General features: G+C 60.6%; 15 protein-coding genes. 10 read left to right on the top strand and 5 right to left on the bottom strand.

Features of this window, described 5'->3' with window-relative positions; translation table 11 throughout:
* The first annotated feature begins 36 nt into the window (after positions 1–36).
* The 6 genes from E2A64_RS04390 (at position 37) to E2A64_RS04365 (ending at position 6,480) form a co-directional block, all read left to right on the top strand.
* Positions 37–813, top strand: coding sequence for a carbohydrate ABC transporter permease (locus E2A64_RS04390; protein WP_244598224.1), 777 nt, complete (start codon positions 37–39; stop codon positions 811–813).
* Between the two features lie 40 nt (positions 814–853).
* Positions 854–1,132 carry a DUF2160 domain-containing protein gene (locus E2A64_RS04385; RefSeq protein ID WP_133283192.1) on the top strand — a complete coding sequence of 93 codons (279 nt, stop codon included), beginning with the start codon at positions 854–856 and terminating at the stop codon, positions 1,130–1,132.
* Between the two features lie 96 nt (positions 1,133–1,228).
* A complete protein-coding gene (locus E2A64_RS04380) occupies positions 1,229–2,914 on the top strand; it encodes an ABC transporter substrate-binding protein (RefSeq protein ID WP_428977464.1) in 1,686 nt (561 codons plus the stop codon).
* 114 nt (positions 2,915–3,028) lie between these two features.
* Positions 3,029–4,522 carry a glycerol kinase GlpK gene (gene glpK, locus E2A64_RS04375; RefSeq protein ID WP_133283190.1) on the top strand — a complete coding sequence of 498 codons (1,494 nt, stop codon included), beginning with the start codon at positions 3,029–3,031 and terminating at the stop codon, positions 4,520–4,522.
* A gap of 74 nt (positions 4,523–4,596) precedes the next feature.
* Positions 4,597–5,319: a PAQR family membrane homeostasis protein TrhA gene (gene trhA, locus E2A64_RS04370; protein WP_133283189.1), complete on the top strand. Its 723-nt coding sequence runs from the start codon at positions 4,597–4,599 to the stop codon at positions 5,317–5,319.
* Between the two features lie 12 nt (positions 5,320–5,331).
* The gene (locus tag E2A64_RS04365) at positions 5,332–6,480 is read left to right on the top strand and encodes an iron-containing alcohol dehydrogenase (protein ID WP_206662418.1); all 1,149 of its coding nucleotides are present in this window, start codon (positions 5,332–5,334) and stop codon (positions 6,478–6,480) included.
* A 2-nt stretch (positions 6,481–6,482) separates the two neighbouring features.
* Here E2A64_RS04365 and E2A64_RS04360 read toward each other — a convergent pair whose 3' ends face one another.
* Both E2A64_RS04360 and E2A64_RS04355 read right to left on the bottom strand, forming a co-directional pair.
* Positions 6,483–7,544, bottom strand: coding sequence for an AI-2E family transporter (locus E2A64_RS04360; RefSeq protein WP_206662417.1), 1,062 nt, complete (start codon positions 7,542–7,544; stop codon positions 6,483–6,485).
* A 121-nt stretch (positions 7,545–7,665) separates the two neighbouring features.
* Positions 7,666–9,225: a CHASE domain-containing protein gene (locus E2A64_RS04355; RefSeq protein ID WP_158285679.1), complete on the bottom strand. Its 1,560-nt coding sequence runs from the start codon at positions 9,223–9,225 to the stop codon at positions 7,666–7,668.
* Positions 9,226–9,452: 227 nt separating this feature from the next.
* On the opposite strand from E2A64_RS04355, the gene E2A64_RS04350 reads away from it, so the two are divergent.
* Positions 9,453–9,650, top strand: coding sequence for a CsbD family protein (locus E2A64_RS04350; protein ID WP_133283186.1), 198 nt, complete (start codon positions 9,453–9,455; stop codon positions 9,648–9,650).
* Between the two features lie 220 nt (positions 9,651–9,870).
* On the opposite strand, the gene E2A64_RS04345 is transcribed toward E2A64_RS04350, so the two are convergent.
* The 3 genes from E2A64_RS04345 to E2A64_RS04335 all read right to left on the bottom strand — a co-directional run bounded on the left by E2A64_RS04345 (position 9,871) and on the right by E2A64_RS04335 (position 12,007).
* Complete coding sequence (locus E2A64_RS04345; RefSeq protein ID WP_133283185.1) at positions 9,871–10,863, bottom strand: sensor histidine kinase; 993 nt, start codon at positions 10,861–10,863, stop codon at positions 9,871–9,873.
* Between the two features lie 89 nt (positions 10,864–10,952).
* Complete coding sequence (locus E2A64_RS04340) at positions 10,953–11,117, bottom strand: DUF1328 domain-containing protein (RefSeq protein ID WP_133283184.1); 165 nt, start codon at positions 11,115–11,117, stop codon at positions 10,953–10,955.
* A 95-nt stretch (positions 11,118–11,212) separates the two neighbouring features.
* Complete coding sequence (locus E2A64_RS04335) at positions 11,213–12,007, bottom strand: response regulator (protein WP_133283183.1); 795 nt, start codon at positions 12,005–12,007, stop codon at positions 11,213–11,215.
* 149 nt (positions 12,008–12,156) lie between these two features.
* On the opposite strand from E2A64_RS04335, the gene E2A64_RS04330 reads away from it, so the two are divergent.
* The 3 genes from E2A64_RS04330 (at position 12,157) to E2A64_RS04320 (ending at position 13,758) form a co-directional block, all read left to right on the top strand.
* Complete coding sequence (locus tag E2A64_RS04330) at positions 12,157–12,345, top strand: NepR family anti-sigma factor (RefSeq protein WP_244598223.1); 189 nt, start codon at positions 12,157–12,159, stop codon at positions 12,343–12,345.
* A complete protein-coding gene (locus E2A64_RS04325) occupies positions 12,338–12,892 on the top strand; it encodes an RNA polymerase sigma factor (RefSeq protein ID WP_133283182.1) in 555 nt (184 codons plus the stop codon). Before E2A64_RS04330 ends, E2A64_RS04325 begins: the two co-directional genes overlap by 8 nt.
* 122 nt (positions 12,893–13,014) lie before the next feature.
* Positions 13,015–13,758, top strand: coding sequence for a Crp/Fnr family transcriptional regulator (locus E2A64_RS04320; RefSeq protein ID WP_133283181.1), 744 nt, complete (start codon positions 13,015–13,017; stop codon positions 13,756–13,758).
* Position 13,759: the final 1 nt, after the last annotated feature.

The raw sequence follows: 13,759 nt of genomic DNA, 5'->3' as shown, positions 1-13,759 counted from the left end.
ATCGCCCTGCCGCGCATCAATGGCAGCTTCATCGTGATGACGCTCTATCTCCTGTTCCTGATGCTGCCGATCTACTGGCTCGTGAACATGAGCCTGAAGACCAACCAGGAGATTCTGGGCGCATTCTCGCTGTGGCCGCGCAACCTGACCTTCGACAACTATCTGACCATCCTGACGGATCCGAGCTGGTACATGGGCTACGTGAATTCGCTGATCTACGTGGTGATGAACACGGTGATCTCGATCTCGGTGGCACTGCCGGCCGCCTATGCCTTCAGCCGCTACAACTTCATGGGCGACAAGCACCTGTTCTTCTGGTTGCTCACCAACCGCATGGCACCGCCGGCGGTCTTCGCCCTGCCCTTCTTCCAGCTCTATTCCTCGATCGGCCTCTTCGACACCCATATCGCGGTTGCGCTCGCGCACTGCCTGTTCAACGTGCCGCTGGCGGTGTGGATCCTCGAAGGCTTCATGCGCGGCGTGCCCAAGGAGATCGACGAGACCGCCTATATCGACGGTTACTCGTTCCCGAAATTCTTCATCAAGATCTTCATGCCGCTGATTGCGAGCGGCATCGGCGTCGCCGCCTTCTTCTGCTTCATGTTCTCGTGGGTGGAGCTGCTTCTGTCGCGCACCCTGACCTCGGTCGACGCCAAGCCGATCGCCGCGACGATGACGCGAACCGTATCGGCATCGGGCCTGGACTGGGGCGTACTGGCTGCGGCGGGTGTGCTGACCATCATTCCGGGAGCGCTGGTGATCTATTTCGTGCGCAACTACATCGCCAAGGGCTTCGCCCTGGGGAGAGTCTGATGGAATTGCGCGCAGCAACAGTCAACGGAGGGCAGGACTGATGGATCTTTCGTGGATGGCATGGACCTGGCCGACGGCGATTTTCTTCATCGTCATCGCGCTCCTGCTTGTAACCTTCACCATTCTGGCGATCCGGTTTCCGGAAACGCCGCGCACCGGAATCCTGCGGATCGAGACGACCCGCGGCGACCGGCTCTTCATCACCCTTCTTGGCTCGGCCTTCATCAACCTGGCCTGGCTTGGATTGATCGGCGCCCCCCAATGGTGGGCCCTGGTCGTTTGTCTGATCTACGCGGCGGCAGTCTTCCGCTACGTGTAGATTTCAACCGGGAGGTCAGGGAGGCCTCCCCCAACACCCTGAAATCGGGAGGATTTCATGAAGAAGCAAATGACGATCACCGCCGCGATGGCGCTGATGCTCGCCGCCGGCAGCAGCACGTTCGCCTATGCCGGCATGGACGAGGCCAAGGAGTTCCTCGACTCCGAGATCGGCGACCTGTCGACGCTGTCACGCGCCGACCAGGAAGCGGAGATGCAATGGTTCATCGATGCCGCCAAGCCCTTTGCCGGCATGGAAATCAAGGTGGTTTCCGAGACGATCACCACCCATGAATACGAATCCAAGGTTCTCGCGCCTGCCTTCACCGCGATCACCGGCATCAAGATCACCCACGACCTGATCGGCGAAGGCGACGTGGTCGAGAAACTGCAGACGCAGATGCAGTCGGGCGAAAACATCTATGACGGCTACATCAACGATTCCGACCTGATCGGCACCCACTGGCGCTACCAGCAGGCCCGCATCCTGACCGACTGGATGGAAGGCGAAGGCAAGGACGTCACCAACCCGAACCTCGACCTCGACGACTTCATCGGCAAGTCGTTCACCACGGCACCTGACGGCAAGCTGTACCAGCTTCCCGACCAGCAGTTCGCCAACCTCTACTGGTTCCGCTACGACTGGTTCAACGACGAGAAGACCAAGGCCGACTTCAAGGAGAAGTATGGCTACGACCTCGGCGTGCCGGTCAACTGGTCGGCTTACCAGGACATCGCCGAGTTCTTCACCGGCCGCGACATGAGCTATGCCGGCGGTCCGAAGAGCGTCTACGGCAACATGGACTACGGCAAGAAGGACCCCTCGCTCGGCTGGCGCTACACCGACGCCTGGATGTCGATGGCAGGCATGGGCTCCGAAGGCGAACCCAACGGCCTTCCGGTCGACGAATGGGGCATCCGCGTCAACGAAAACTCGCAGCCCGTCGGCTCCTGCGTGAGCCGTGGCGGTGCCACCAACTCGCCGGCCGCCGTCTACGCCGTCCAGAAGGCCATCGACTGGCTGCAGAAGTACTCGCCCCCGGCAGCAGCCGGCATGACCTTCTCGGAAGCAGGTCCGGTTCCCGCACAGGGCGAAATCGCCCAGCAGATGTTCTGGTACACCGCGTTCACCGCCGACATGGTCAAGGAAGGCCTGCCGGTGATGAACGAGGACGGCACGCCGAAGTGGCGCATGGCCCCCTCCCCGCACGGTGCCTACTGGACCGAGGGAACCAAGATCGGCTACCAGGATGCCGGTTCGTGGACGCTGATGAAATCGACCCCGGTCGACCGGGCCAAGGCCGCATGGCTCTATGCCCAGTTCGTCACCTCCAAGACGGTGGACGTGAAGAAGTCCCATGTGGGCCTCACCTTCATCCGCGAATCCACCATCCAGGACAAGTCATTCACCGAACGCGCGCCGAAGCTCGGCGGCCTGGTCGAGTTCTACCGCTCGCCGGCCCGCGTCCAGTGGTCGCCGACCGGCACCAACGTGCCTGACTATCCGAAGCTGGCACAGCTCTGGTGGCAGAATATCGGCGACGCGATGTCGGGTGCGAAGAGCCCGCAGGAAGCGCTCGACGGCCTCTGCGAAGCGCAGGAGAAGGTGCTCGAGCGCCTCGAACGCGCCGGCGTGCAGGGCGATCTCGGTCCGAAGCTCAACGAGCCGAAAGACCCGCAGGTGTGGCTCGACGAGCCGGGCTCGCCGAAGGCCAAGCTGGAGAACGAGGAGCCGAAGGGCGAAACCGTCTCCTATGACGAGCTGGTCAAGAGCTGGCAGTAACGCGTAACCTCCCTGACCGGGGCCTTCCGGCCCCGGTCGACGAAGCAGCGTTCGCCGCGGACTTCACGGTTCGCGGCGAACCTCGTCCGGGCCGCCAGAAACCGAAAGTAGAAGATGACCTACATACTCGCCATCGATCAGGGAACGACCTCCAGCCGCGCCATCATCTTCGACGCCGAGATGACCATCAAAGCGACCGCGCAGGAGGAATTCGAGCAACACTACCCGAAAAGCGGATGGGTGGAGCATGATCCCTCGGATCTCTGGTCGACGGTGGCGAGCACCTGCCGCGGCGCCATCGAGCGCGCGCAAATCACTGCCGCCGACATCGCGGCAATCGGAATTACCAACCAGCGCGAGACAACCCTGATCTGGGACAGGGAAACCGGGGAGCCGATCCACAACGCCATCGTCTGGCAGGACAGGCGCACCGCCCCTTTCTGCGACGAATTGCGTGAGGCCGGCCACGAACCGATGCTGAGCGAACGGACCGGGCTCATCATCGATCCCTATTTCTCCGGCACCAAGGTCAAATGGCTTCTCGACAATGTGGAAGGTGCGCGCCAGAAGGCCCTGGACGGCAAGCTTCTCTTCGGTACCGTCGACAGTTTCCTCGTCTGGAAACTCACCGGCGGCAAGCGCCACGTCACCGACGCATCGAATGCCGCGCGCACGCTGCTCTACGATATCCGCAAGGGCCGCTGGAGCACGACAATCTGCGACCTCTTCGGCATCCCGATGAGCATGCTGCCAGAAGTCCTCGACAATGCGGCCGAGTTCGGTCACACGCGCGGCGATCTCTTCGGCCGCGAAATCCCCATTCTCGGCATGGCGGGCGACCAGCAGGCGGCGACCGTCGGCCAGGCCTGTTTCCAGCCGGGCATGATGAAGTCCACCTATGGCACGGGCTGTTTTGCATTGCTCAACACCGGATCGGAGCCGGTGACGAGCAACAATCGTCTTCTCACCACAATCGCCTACCAGCTCGACGGCAAGACGACTTACGCCATCGAAGGGTCGATCTTCATCGCCGGTGCTGTGGTGCAATGGCTGCGCGACGGACTGAAGATCATCCGCGAGGCCAAGGAGACCCAGCCGCTTGCCGACCAGTCGGATCCGAACCAGAACGTGATCCTGGTGCCTGCCTTCACCGGGCTCGGCGCACCCTACTGGAACGCCGAATCCCGCGGCGCGATTTACGGCCTCACCCGCAATTCAGGTCCCGCGGAACTGGCCCGCGCGGCGCTCGAAAGCGTCGGGTTTCAGACCCGTGATCTGCTCGAGGCGATGCGCGCCGACTGGGCCGAGGCTTCCAGCGAAGGCGTGCTGCGTGTCGATGGAGGCATGTCGGCATCGGATTGGGCGATGCAGTTCCTGTCCGACATCATCGGCGCCCAGGTCGATCGTCCGAAGGTTCTCGAAACCACTGCCTTGGGTGCCGCCTGGCTCGCCGGCATGCAAGCCGGCGTCTATCCGGGGCCGGACGAATTCTCCAAGAAATGGGCGCTCGACAGACGTTTCGAGCCCGCGATGGAAGAAGGCGAGCGCGACCGGCGGTATGCCGCATGGAAAGAGGCGGTCAAGGCCACTATGTCGGTTAGAACGTAACGCATCGTGTTTCCCGCTCGCAGAGGTGACGATCAACCACCGTCATGTTCCGGTTGATTTCGGTAACTACATGAATGCTAGAGTTTCGAAAAAGATGCGCGAAGGATGGCGACGGCAAGGTGATTACCGATTTCAAGGACGCGGCAAGGGTGGTGAATTGGCGCTATGATCGCACCGAGATCATCGCCGACGGCATCGTACACGGCATCGGCCTGATTGCCGCCATCATAGGCATCACGGCGCTGATCTTCTATTCGACCGTCTGGGCGACCAGCGGGCAGCTTGCCGCGGTGTGGATCTACGGGCTCGGTCTCGTGATCGCGCTCGCGGTCTCCATGACCTACAACATCTGGCCGGTGTCGCGAACCAAATGGATTCTTCGGCGCTTCGATCACTCGGCCATATTCGTGCTGATCGCGGCCACCTACACCCCGTTTCTCCAGCGCGGCTGGGACGATCCGTTCCTGTTCGGCCTGCTGATCGCGATCTGGATCGCGGCTTTCGTCGGCATTGCGCTCAAAGTGCTGTGGCCGGGCCGCTACGACCGGCTGGCGATCCTGTTCTATCTCGGCATGGGGTGGAGCGGTGTCATGGCGGCCGGTCCGCTCACGCCCTATCTGTCGACGACCACTCTGGCCCTGATCGTCATCGGCGGGGTGATCTACTCGGCAGGCGTGATCTTCCACATCTGGGAGAAGCTCCGATTCCAGAATGCGATCTGGCACACCTTCGTCGTGACCGCCGCGCTGGTGCATTATGCAGCCGTCTTCACCTGCGTGGCCGCACCCGTTGCTTGAGGGCACCCCGTCTTGACCGTCAACCTCGACATCGCAGTTCCGGCCCGCATCATTTTCGGCCGCGGGAAGGCTGGTGGGATGGCAGGCGAGATCGCCGGTCGCGGCAAACGTCTCATGCTTGTCCACGGCAGCAATCCAGAGCGCATCGGCTGGCTTGCCGACGAACTCCGCCGCAGCTGCCAGCTCACGACATTCACCTGCTCAAAAGAACCGGACCTGCCACTCGTGGAGGCGGCTGTAGCGCTTGCCCGCGACCAGGGGGTCGATGCGGTGGTCGCCATCGGCGGCGGATCCGTGATCGACCTCGGCAAGGCCGTGGCCGGGCTCGCGGGTTCGACGGGGAGCGTCCTCGACTATCTCGAAGTCGTCGGCCTGGGCAAGCCGATAGAGGCTGATCCACTGCCCTTCATCGCCCTGCCAACCACATCCGGCACGGGAGCCGAGGCCACCAGGAACGCAGTCATCGACGTGCCGGAGAAGAAGCGCAAGGTCAGCCTGCGCGACCGTCGCATGCTGCCCGAACTCGTGATCGTCGATCCTGCCTTGACCGACGATTGTCCGCGATCGGTCACGCTTTCAAGCGGGCTCGATGCGATCACCCAGCTGATCGAGCCCTATCTTTCGGTCAAGGCCAATGCGTTCACCGATGGTCTGGTGGACCGGGCGCTGCCGGATGCGCTGACGGCGATCCGCGTGCTCGCCGAGCGTGAAGATGCGCGAGCGCGGGATGCCATGGCCTGGGCCAGCCTTTCGAGCGGGATGGCCCTTGCCAATGCCGGGCTGGGCGCCGTTCACGGTTTCGCGGGCGTCATCGGAGGCGCCACCGGCGCGCCGCACGGGGAAATTTGCGCCAGCCTGCTGGCGGCCTCGCTGCACGTGAACAGGGAGGCGGCAATCGCGGCCAGTATGTCGCTCGAACGGATCGACGAGATCCAGGCGATGCTCGCCAGGGCCTTTAACGATCAGTCCGGCAATGACGGGTTTGCGAAACTGGGGCGATGGATCACCGCCAACGGCGTTCGGGGCATCACCGAACTCGGTGTGCCACGGAGCCGGTTCGAGACCATGGCGGAGGCCTCCAGGGTCTCGTCTTCCATGCGCGGAAACATGGTCGAACTCTCGAATTCCCAACTCGTCGACATTCTTGAACGCTCAGCCTGAATTCAGCGCTTGCGCATCTCGTTGGAGGGGACGATCGGGACGATGTGGTAGATCGTAACCGACACCACGAGCAGAAGCGGCGTTGCGATGAAGCCGCCGATCGGGCCCCACATCCACAGCCAGAAGACCAGGGTGAGAAACACGATGAAGGGCGACACCGTCATCTGCCGGCCGAGGACGCTCGGCGTGACGAACTGCGCCTCGATGAAGTTGATGAACAGGTAGGCCGCCGCCGGTGCCAGAATCCAGGGAAATACAGTGAAGGTGGACACGCCGACGCCGAGCAGAATGACGACCATGACCGCCGGGCCGATATAGACAATGTAGTTCAATGTACCTGCCAGCATGCCCCACAGGATGGGCGACGGCACACCGAGAAGAAACATTGCGAGCGCAACGACCGCCCCGAGGCAGACATTGATGACCGTGATCGCCATCAGATAGCGTGAAACGAGGTTTTCGGTATCGCGGAAAATATGGGCGACGCGCCAGCGCAACCTGCGGCTCATGCACAGGCGCAGAATACCATTCCTGATCCCGTGCCTGCTCGACAGGAAAAAATAGAGGCTCGCGAGAAAGATGACGACCTGCGCCAGGATGTTGGGCGCAAGATAGGCGAGATCTGCCGCCGTACTCGACTCGTCGATCTGGACCTTCATCCCCTCGTTGTTTCCGGTCAGTTCGCGGAGCTGGTCACCCAGCGAGCCGACGGAGGTCATCACGCCTTTCCAGTCGGCAACGATGGACCTTATCCGGTCCCAGATCAGCGGCAAGCGGTTGACCCAGTCGCTGAGCGGTACAGCGAAGGCAAGCGCGAAGATCATGATGAGAATGAGGAAGCTCAGCACCACAACCACGGCCGAGATCGCGGGCGGCAGTCCAAGGCTTTCGAGCCTGTCCGCCATTGGACCGAACATCAGCCCGATGACGATCGCAAGCGCGACCGGCGCCAGGATGGGTTGGCCATACTCAAGAATGATCGAAAATGCGACGAGCCCTACGAGGATCGAAGCCAGTGAGGCAGCGTTCGTGAAAACCTGCTCGAAACCCGAGGCTGACCGCAATGGGAAAGCCGTCGGTTTGAATTTCCCATAGCGCATAGGTGTCAACCTCCGTATCACAACGCGTTACACGCTGAGATGTTCCCGGGCAGACAACAAAGAGCCAACCTTCAGGACGGGCCTTTTACCTTGCCTCCCTGGGTACCGAGATTTCGAGCCGCAGCCCGTTTTCAGTGAGTTCGCGGCGGAGTTGCCCTCCCAGTTCGCCGGCCACCAGGGAGTGAATCAGCCGCGTACCGAAACCGCTGCCCTCCTGGCGCGTGATCACGGCGTCGAGGTTTTCTTCCCAGCGGATCTCGAGACGTCCGTCGTCGGCCAGCTGCCACCGGATGTCGAGCCTGTTGGCGCCGTTGGCCATGTCGGCATATTTGAGCGCGTTGGTGGCAAGCTCATGAAAGACCAGCGCGAGTGCCTGGGTTGCCTTTGCGCCCAGATCCACCTTCGGTCCGTCGATCGAATAATTGTCGAAATCCTGATCGAACACCTGCAGCAATTCATTTCGCAAGAGATCGCCCAGGCGAGCCGTCTGGTGGTGCGACTGGGTCAGCAGGTCCTGAGCTGCAGCCATGGCCTGCAACCGTTTCGTGAAGGAGGCGATGAAATCTTCGAGACTTTCGGAATGATTGGCTGTCTGCCGGGCGATCGCCAGGACCCGGGCGATGGAATTCTTGATGCGGTGCTTCATTTCCTGAAGCAGGAAATCCTTCTGCACGGCCGCTTCGTCTGTGACACGCACCACCTCGCGCGAGGCGGCAAGCGCCTTCATCTGCGAGCGCAGCGAAAGCGCGAGCGCGGCGGCCATCAGGATCATGATGGAGGCGAGAAGGAAGGCGATAGCTCTCTCTGTTCCCTCCCGGAACTGGTCGGAGGGCTGCATCTGGTAGTGCCAGGTCTGGCCGGCGACATCCACCGAGACCAGGTATTCATAGGCTGCGTTGAAACCGCCAAGCCTGTTGGCGCTTTCGAACACGAGGTTCTCCTGCGTCGGCTCTCCCAGATAGATGCTCATGTGGACCGGCGCGATGCCACCGCGATTGAGGGTTGCGCCGATGAGGTCGCCGATGCGGAAAGGCGCGTAGATGAAACCGCGCAGGTTTCGCGGCAGCGCATCACCTGCGATCGCCGGCCCGCCATCCAGAAAGAAGGGGAGATAGACCAGAAAACCCGGCTGCTTCTGGTCATCGATCTCCTGAACGAGCTCCACCTTCGTCGTTGCCCGCACCTCGTTCGAGCGGGCCGCGGCCTGCATGGCCTCTCGGCGGATGCTTTCGGAATACATGTCGAAACCGAGCGCAGCCAGGTTACGCTCATCTGACGGTTCGAGCATGATGACGGCGGTGCGGACCGCCGCATCACTCGTCTTCGGAAAGATGCCGCGGTCGACACCGTAGTTGGAACTGATTTCCCTCCAGACGGCCTCTTCCTGACCGTCCTGCACGATGCTGGAAAAGCCGATGCCCTGAACGCCATCGAAACGATTATTGATGTCGAGATGGTCGACGAAGGACGCAAATTTCCCCTGGGAGATTTGCGCACCTTCTGCCTCGAACAGGGCGCGCGTGGCCTCGAGCAGCGAGATGTGTTCGCCAATGCGCAAGGATATGCGATCGACGGTGTCGTCGGCGATGCTCTGAAAGCGCAATATGTTGGCCTGCTCGCCGGAACGGTAGACGGCGACTGGCATAACGAGCCCGACTGAGGCCGTTATTACGAATACGAGAACTGCAAGTCTCACCGGACCCTCATGATTTGCTCCGGAGAGACGTTTAGCAAAGCCGGGCAATCCCGCAATCAAATAAAACATGCGCCCTGGAGACGGGAACCGTCGCGAATGACAGACGTTTCTCATGTACCGGAACGAACCGGTCAAACAACGAATAATTCCACCGATCAGACGCTAGGAGTGAAACAATGAACTGGGATCGCATCGAAGGCAATTGGGCTCAATTCAAGGGCAAGGCACAGCAGCAGTGGGGCAAGCTCACAGACGATGATCTGGATGTCATCGAGGGCAAGCGCACCGAGCTCGCAGGCCGCCTGCAGGAGCGCTACGGCAAGTCCAAGGACGAGGCCGAACGCGAAATCGACGACTGGATGTCGAAGCACTGATATTTTTTTAATGCGCCGGGGAACCAAACCTTTTTTGGCGCATTTTGCTATCAACTGCCGACACCCCGTCCCCCACTCCCCCAACGGCAGTTGTCTCCAGCGCCCCCCTGCTGGACATGGCCCGGCTTAGGTTCCCCCCAACCAAGCCGGGCCCAAAATTTTTCATCAGCAGTGTTGTGGAATTGAATGCCTGGCGCCGGCGAGCGCGCTTCCGGTCGGTCTACGCCGAACGGAAGTGCAATCGATAGACGACATGGTGCGGCCGGATGTCGTAATCAGCCGTGCCGTCGAGGGCGGCCGGGACAACGCGTTCCAGCACGGTGCTGCCGAACTTCTTGCCGTTTATTCCGTTGATCTCGTCTTCCGACAGCGTTCGGTCGTGGACCGTTCCGGTGTCCTCGTCCCAGATGACCGAGAAACAGCCTTCTTCATCACCTTCGCAGGACAAGTGAACATGGCCGGCGCGATTGGAAAGTGCGCCGAACGCCACGGAATTCGTCACCAGTTCGTGCAGCGCCAGCCCCAGATGAGTGGCACCGTTCGGCGAGAGAATGACGTCGTCGCCGGTCACGGACACACGCGTGTCGCCTTTTTCGACGTAACGCAGGAACTGGTGCATGGCGAGTTCGCGGAAATTGGCGCCGCGCCAGTTGGAATCGGTGACCAGATCCTGGGCCGATGACAAGGCGGCAAGGCGGCCACGGAACTTGGTCAGGAAGAAGCCCAGATCATCGCTGGTTCGTGCAGTCTGAGACGCAATGCTCTGAACGATAGCCAAGAGGTTCTTCGAGCGGTGACTGACTTCACGCAGCAGCGCCTTGAGCGTATCCTCGCGCTTACGTTCGCGCGTCAGGTCCACGAACGTGATGAGAACCGACTGGATGCCGGCACTCTCGTAGCGCTGCACCGTACACTCGCACGCCGAATATTGCTTGTTGGATGTCTTGACGAGTTCGAGCACGACTTCCTGCCCGCTCCTGAGAACCTCGTCCTGGGCTTCCAGGATCTGATCGTGCCAGTCGTCCTCGAAAAGATCGGCGTCGGTAGCGCCGGGAAGCGTGATCTGCGGAAAATATTCCGGCAGCCCAGAGGCATAGAGGTAGCTGCCATCCTGGGCCTTCACGACAACGCCAACCTCGGCGCTCTTGAGCGCCATCAGCAAGAGCGGAGCGAGAGCGCCACGTGTCTCATAGGTAAGCCGGGTTGAAGGCATAAGTTACAGAAAACCCCCAGTTTGCCCCATGCGCGCGCAAAGGCGGCCCCCGACGAGGACCGCCTTTGAATTCTCAATTTTCCTGTCTGTTAGGCGCGACGGAAGAAGCCGGCCACCAGAGAGATCACGAGAAGTGCCAGGAAAATAAAGAAGAGCACCTGAGCAATGCTTGCGGATGCGCCCGCAATACCACCGAAACCAAGAACGCCGGCGATAATCGCGACGACCAGGAAGACCAGAGCATAGTACAGCATTTTGTTTCTCCATCATTGTCTGATGACGGGAAAACGACCGAACCGCTCTTTGGTTCCCGGACACACGCATTACCTCACGCAACGATTAAAGTTTGTCACGCCGCCTTGGCGTCGACGCGTTCAAAGAAGAGCGCCTGACTGATCAACGCCTTGACCATTTCCGGATTGAACGGCTTGGTGACGAGGAATGCCGGCTCGGGACGGTCACCCGTCAGGAGACGCTCCGGGAACGCGGTGATGAAGATCACGGGAATTTCCGCAGTCTTGAGAATATCGTTGACCGCGTCGATGCCCGAGCTGCCGTCGGCGAGCTGGATATCGGCCAGAACCATCTTCGGGCTCGTTTCCTCGAACAGGCGAACGGCTTCCGCATGGGTACGGGCGATGCCGGTTACCTTGTGGCCGAGCGATTCAACCATTTCCTCGATGTCCATCGCGATAAGCGGCTCGTCCTCGATGATGAGGATGTCGGTGGCAACCTGATTGGAAATCTGGCGCGACGCGTCCTCGAGCAGGGACTCCACTTCGCCCTTCGGCTTGTCGAGGATCTCGCAGACCTGATCCTCATTGAAGCCCTCCACCGCGACGAGCAGGAAGGCCTGGCGAGGCAGAGGCGCCAGATGCATCAAATTGTCCGCTGCGCGCTGCTCCCAGGCATAGGGCGACAGGGCCTCGCCGACATCGATGTTGATGGAACCAAACAGCGCCACGAAAAGTTTATAAAGCGAGATGCGGTCGTTAGAGGCGTCCGGGAAAATCGAAATATCCGCTATGAGAGCCTCGAGGACGGCAGCGACGTAAGCATCGCCCGACGTTTGCGACCCCGTGACAGCACGGGAAAAACGGCGCAGATAGGGGAGATGGGGCGCGATGCGCGCAGCAATCGACATCAATGAACTCCTTGAGATGACGTTTGTTATGTCTCAGAGATAACGAGCGAAGTCAAAAAAGGCTCCAACGGTATGGAACTTTTTTTATCGTGACGCATTTCGACAGGGAAGATGAACCGAAGAGTAGTCAAAAAATGCCGCATGAGCATATGGGAAAAGGCTTGGATCGATTGAACGGGCAGAAGGATCCGAACCGCATCATCAGCCAGAAGCTGAAGGCGCTTTATTCCGCCGTCGAGCAGGAAGGCATTCCGGACAAGTTCCTGAGCCTCCTCGAAAAACTCGACGAAGCCGAGAAAAAAGGCGCCGGCAGCAAGACGGAACACGCTGATGAGTGAGGCATCGGATCCCTTCAAGCGCGACCTGTTGGCTGTCTTGCCGAACCTTCGCGCATTCGCGGTTTCGCTCTGCGGCAATGCAGACCGGGCCGATGATCTGGTGCAGGATGCCATCCTGAAGGCCTGGGGCGCCCAGGACCGCTTTGAGATCGGCACCAACATAAAGGCGTGGATCTTCACGATCCTGCGCAACGAATTCTACAGCCAGGCCCGCAAGAAAGGCCGTGAGGTGCAGGATTCTGACGGCGTGTTCACCGAAAAGCTGGCGGTCCATCCGGGCCAGTACGGATCTCTCGACCTGCAGGATTTCTCCAAGGCGCTGAACCAGTTACCGGAGGATCAGCGAGAAGCGCTGCTGCTCGTTGGTGCGTCGGGCTTTGCTTACGAGGAAGTGGCCGCGATCTGTGAATGCCGCGTCGGCACCATCAAGAGCCGCGTCAGCCGCGCCCGCGCACGTCTTCAGGAGATTCTTCAAATCGACGGAGAAGCCGATTTCGGGCCGGACAAGACCTCGGCGGCGACCACGCTGCGCTCTTTCGCATCCTGATATTTTTTTCAGCCGGGTGGCTCCTGCCACCCGGCCTTTTTGTGTCTACCCTGCCCTCGGGAACCAATGTCCCCTTATGAGCTTTTGCTTCTGGGCGGACAGCGAACATACCGGAGGGGCAATTGGACAAGGACAAGAAACGTGTTTCCTGCAGCGAGTGCCCACTCAGGTCGCTGCCGGCCTTCCGCGACTTTTCCGACAAGGAACTGGCGTTCGTCTCGGATTTCAAGACAGGCGAACTGGTCGCCGATCCGGGGGCCACGATCCTGGTGGAAGGCGCGCACAGCGCGCATCTCTACACCGTTCTGAGCGGCTGGGCCTTTCGTTACAAGACGCTTGCCGACGGCCGGCGGCAGATCCTCAATTTCGTCATGCCCGGCGATCTGGTCGGCCTTCAGGGTACGCTGATGGACGAGATGCAGCATTCCATCGAGGCGCTCACCCCCGTTCGTCTCTGCGTGTTTGAACGCGGCAGGATTTCCAAGGTCTATACGCAACATCCGACGCTTGCCTTCGACATCACGTGGATGGCGGCGCGGGAAGAACGTATTCTTGACGAAAACCTCCTGAGCGTCGGACGCCGGTCGGCTTTCGAACGGGCTGCCTATCTGCTCGTCTATCTCTATCAGCGGGCCAAGCTCGCGGGTCTTCTCACGGGCCGCTCGGCGGAAATACCGGTAACCCAGCAGCATGTTGCAGACACTCTGGGACTTTCCACGGTGCACACCAACAAGACGCTGCGCAAGCTCGCCGACCGCAACCTCATCAAATGGCGCGAGCGCGCCTGCGATATCCTCGACGAGGAAGGCCTGTTGACCGTTTCCAGTTGGGAAGGTTTCGAAGAGTCAAGTCGTCCCTTCATCTAGA

This window comes from Pseudohoeflea suaedae, from assembly GCF_004354915.1.
Lineage (GTDB): Bacteria > Pseudomonadota > Alphaproteobacteria > Rhizobiales > Rhizobiaceae > Pseudohoeflea > Pseudohoeflea suaedae.
Note: the sequence above shows the minus strand (reverse complement) of the source record. Positions and strands in the feature narration are given on the sequence as shown.

What these genes read in the sequence shown, in the direction of transcription:
- E2A64_RS04325 (WP_133283182.1), top strand. Translation starts at nt 12,338, where the DNA reads ATGAGTGAGGCATCGGATCCCTTCAAGCGCGACCTGTTGGCTGTCTTG.
- E2A64_RS04380 (WP_428977464.1), top strand. Translation starts at nt 1,229, where the DNA reads ATGCTCGCCGCCGGCAGCAGCACGTTCGCCTATGCCGGCATGGACGAG.
- E2A64_RS04345 (WP_133283185.1), bottom strand. Translation starts at nt 10,863, where the DNA reads ATGCCTTCAACCCGGCTTACCTATGAGACACGTGGCGCTCTCGCTCCG.
- E2A64_RS04340 (WP_133283184.1), bottom strand. Translation starts at nt 11,117, where the DNA reads ATGCTGTACTATGCTCTGGTCTTCCTGGTCGTCGCGATTATCGCCGGC.
- E2A64_RS04335 (WP_133283183.1), bottom strand. Translation starts at nt 12,007, where the DNA reads ATGTCGATTGCTGCGCGCATCGCGCCCCATCTCCCCTATCTGCGCCGT.
- E2A64_RS04350 (WP_133283186.1), top strand. Translation starts at nt 9,453, where the DNA reads ATGAACTGGGATCGCATCGAAGGCAATTGGGCTCAATTCAAGGGCAAG.
- E2A64_RS04385 (WP_133283192.1), top strand. Translation starts at nt 854, where the DNA reads ATGGATCTTTCGTGGATGGCATGGACCTGGCCGACGGCGATTTTCTTC.
- E2A64_RS04390 (WP_244598224.1), top strand. Translation starts at nt 37, where the DNA reads ATGACGCTCTATCTCCTGTTCCTGATGCTGCCGATCTACTGGCTCGTG.
- E2A64_RS04355 (WP_158285679.1), bottom strand. Translation starts at nt 9,225, where the DNA reads ATGCCAGTCGCCGTCTACCGTTCCGGCGAGCAGGCCAACATATTGCGC.
- trhA (WP_133283189.1), top strand. Translation starts at nt 4,597, where the DNA reads ATGCTAGAGTTTCGAAAAAGATGCGCGAAGGATGGCGACGGCAAGGTG.
- glpK (WP_133283190.1), top strand. Translation starts at nt 3,029, where the DNA reads ATGACCTACATACTCGCCATCGATCAGGGAACGACCTCCAGCCGCGCC.
- E2A64_RS04330 (WP_244598223.1), top strand. Translation starts at nt 12,157, where the DNA reads ATGGGAAAAGGCTTGGATCGATTGAACGGGCAGAAGGATCCGAACCGC.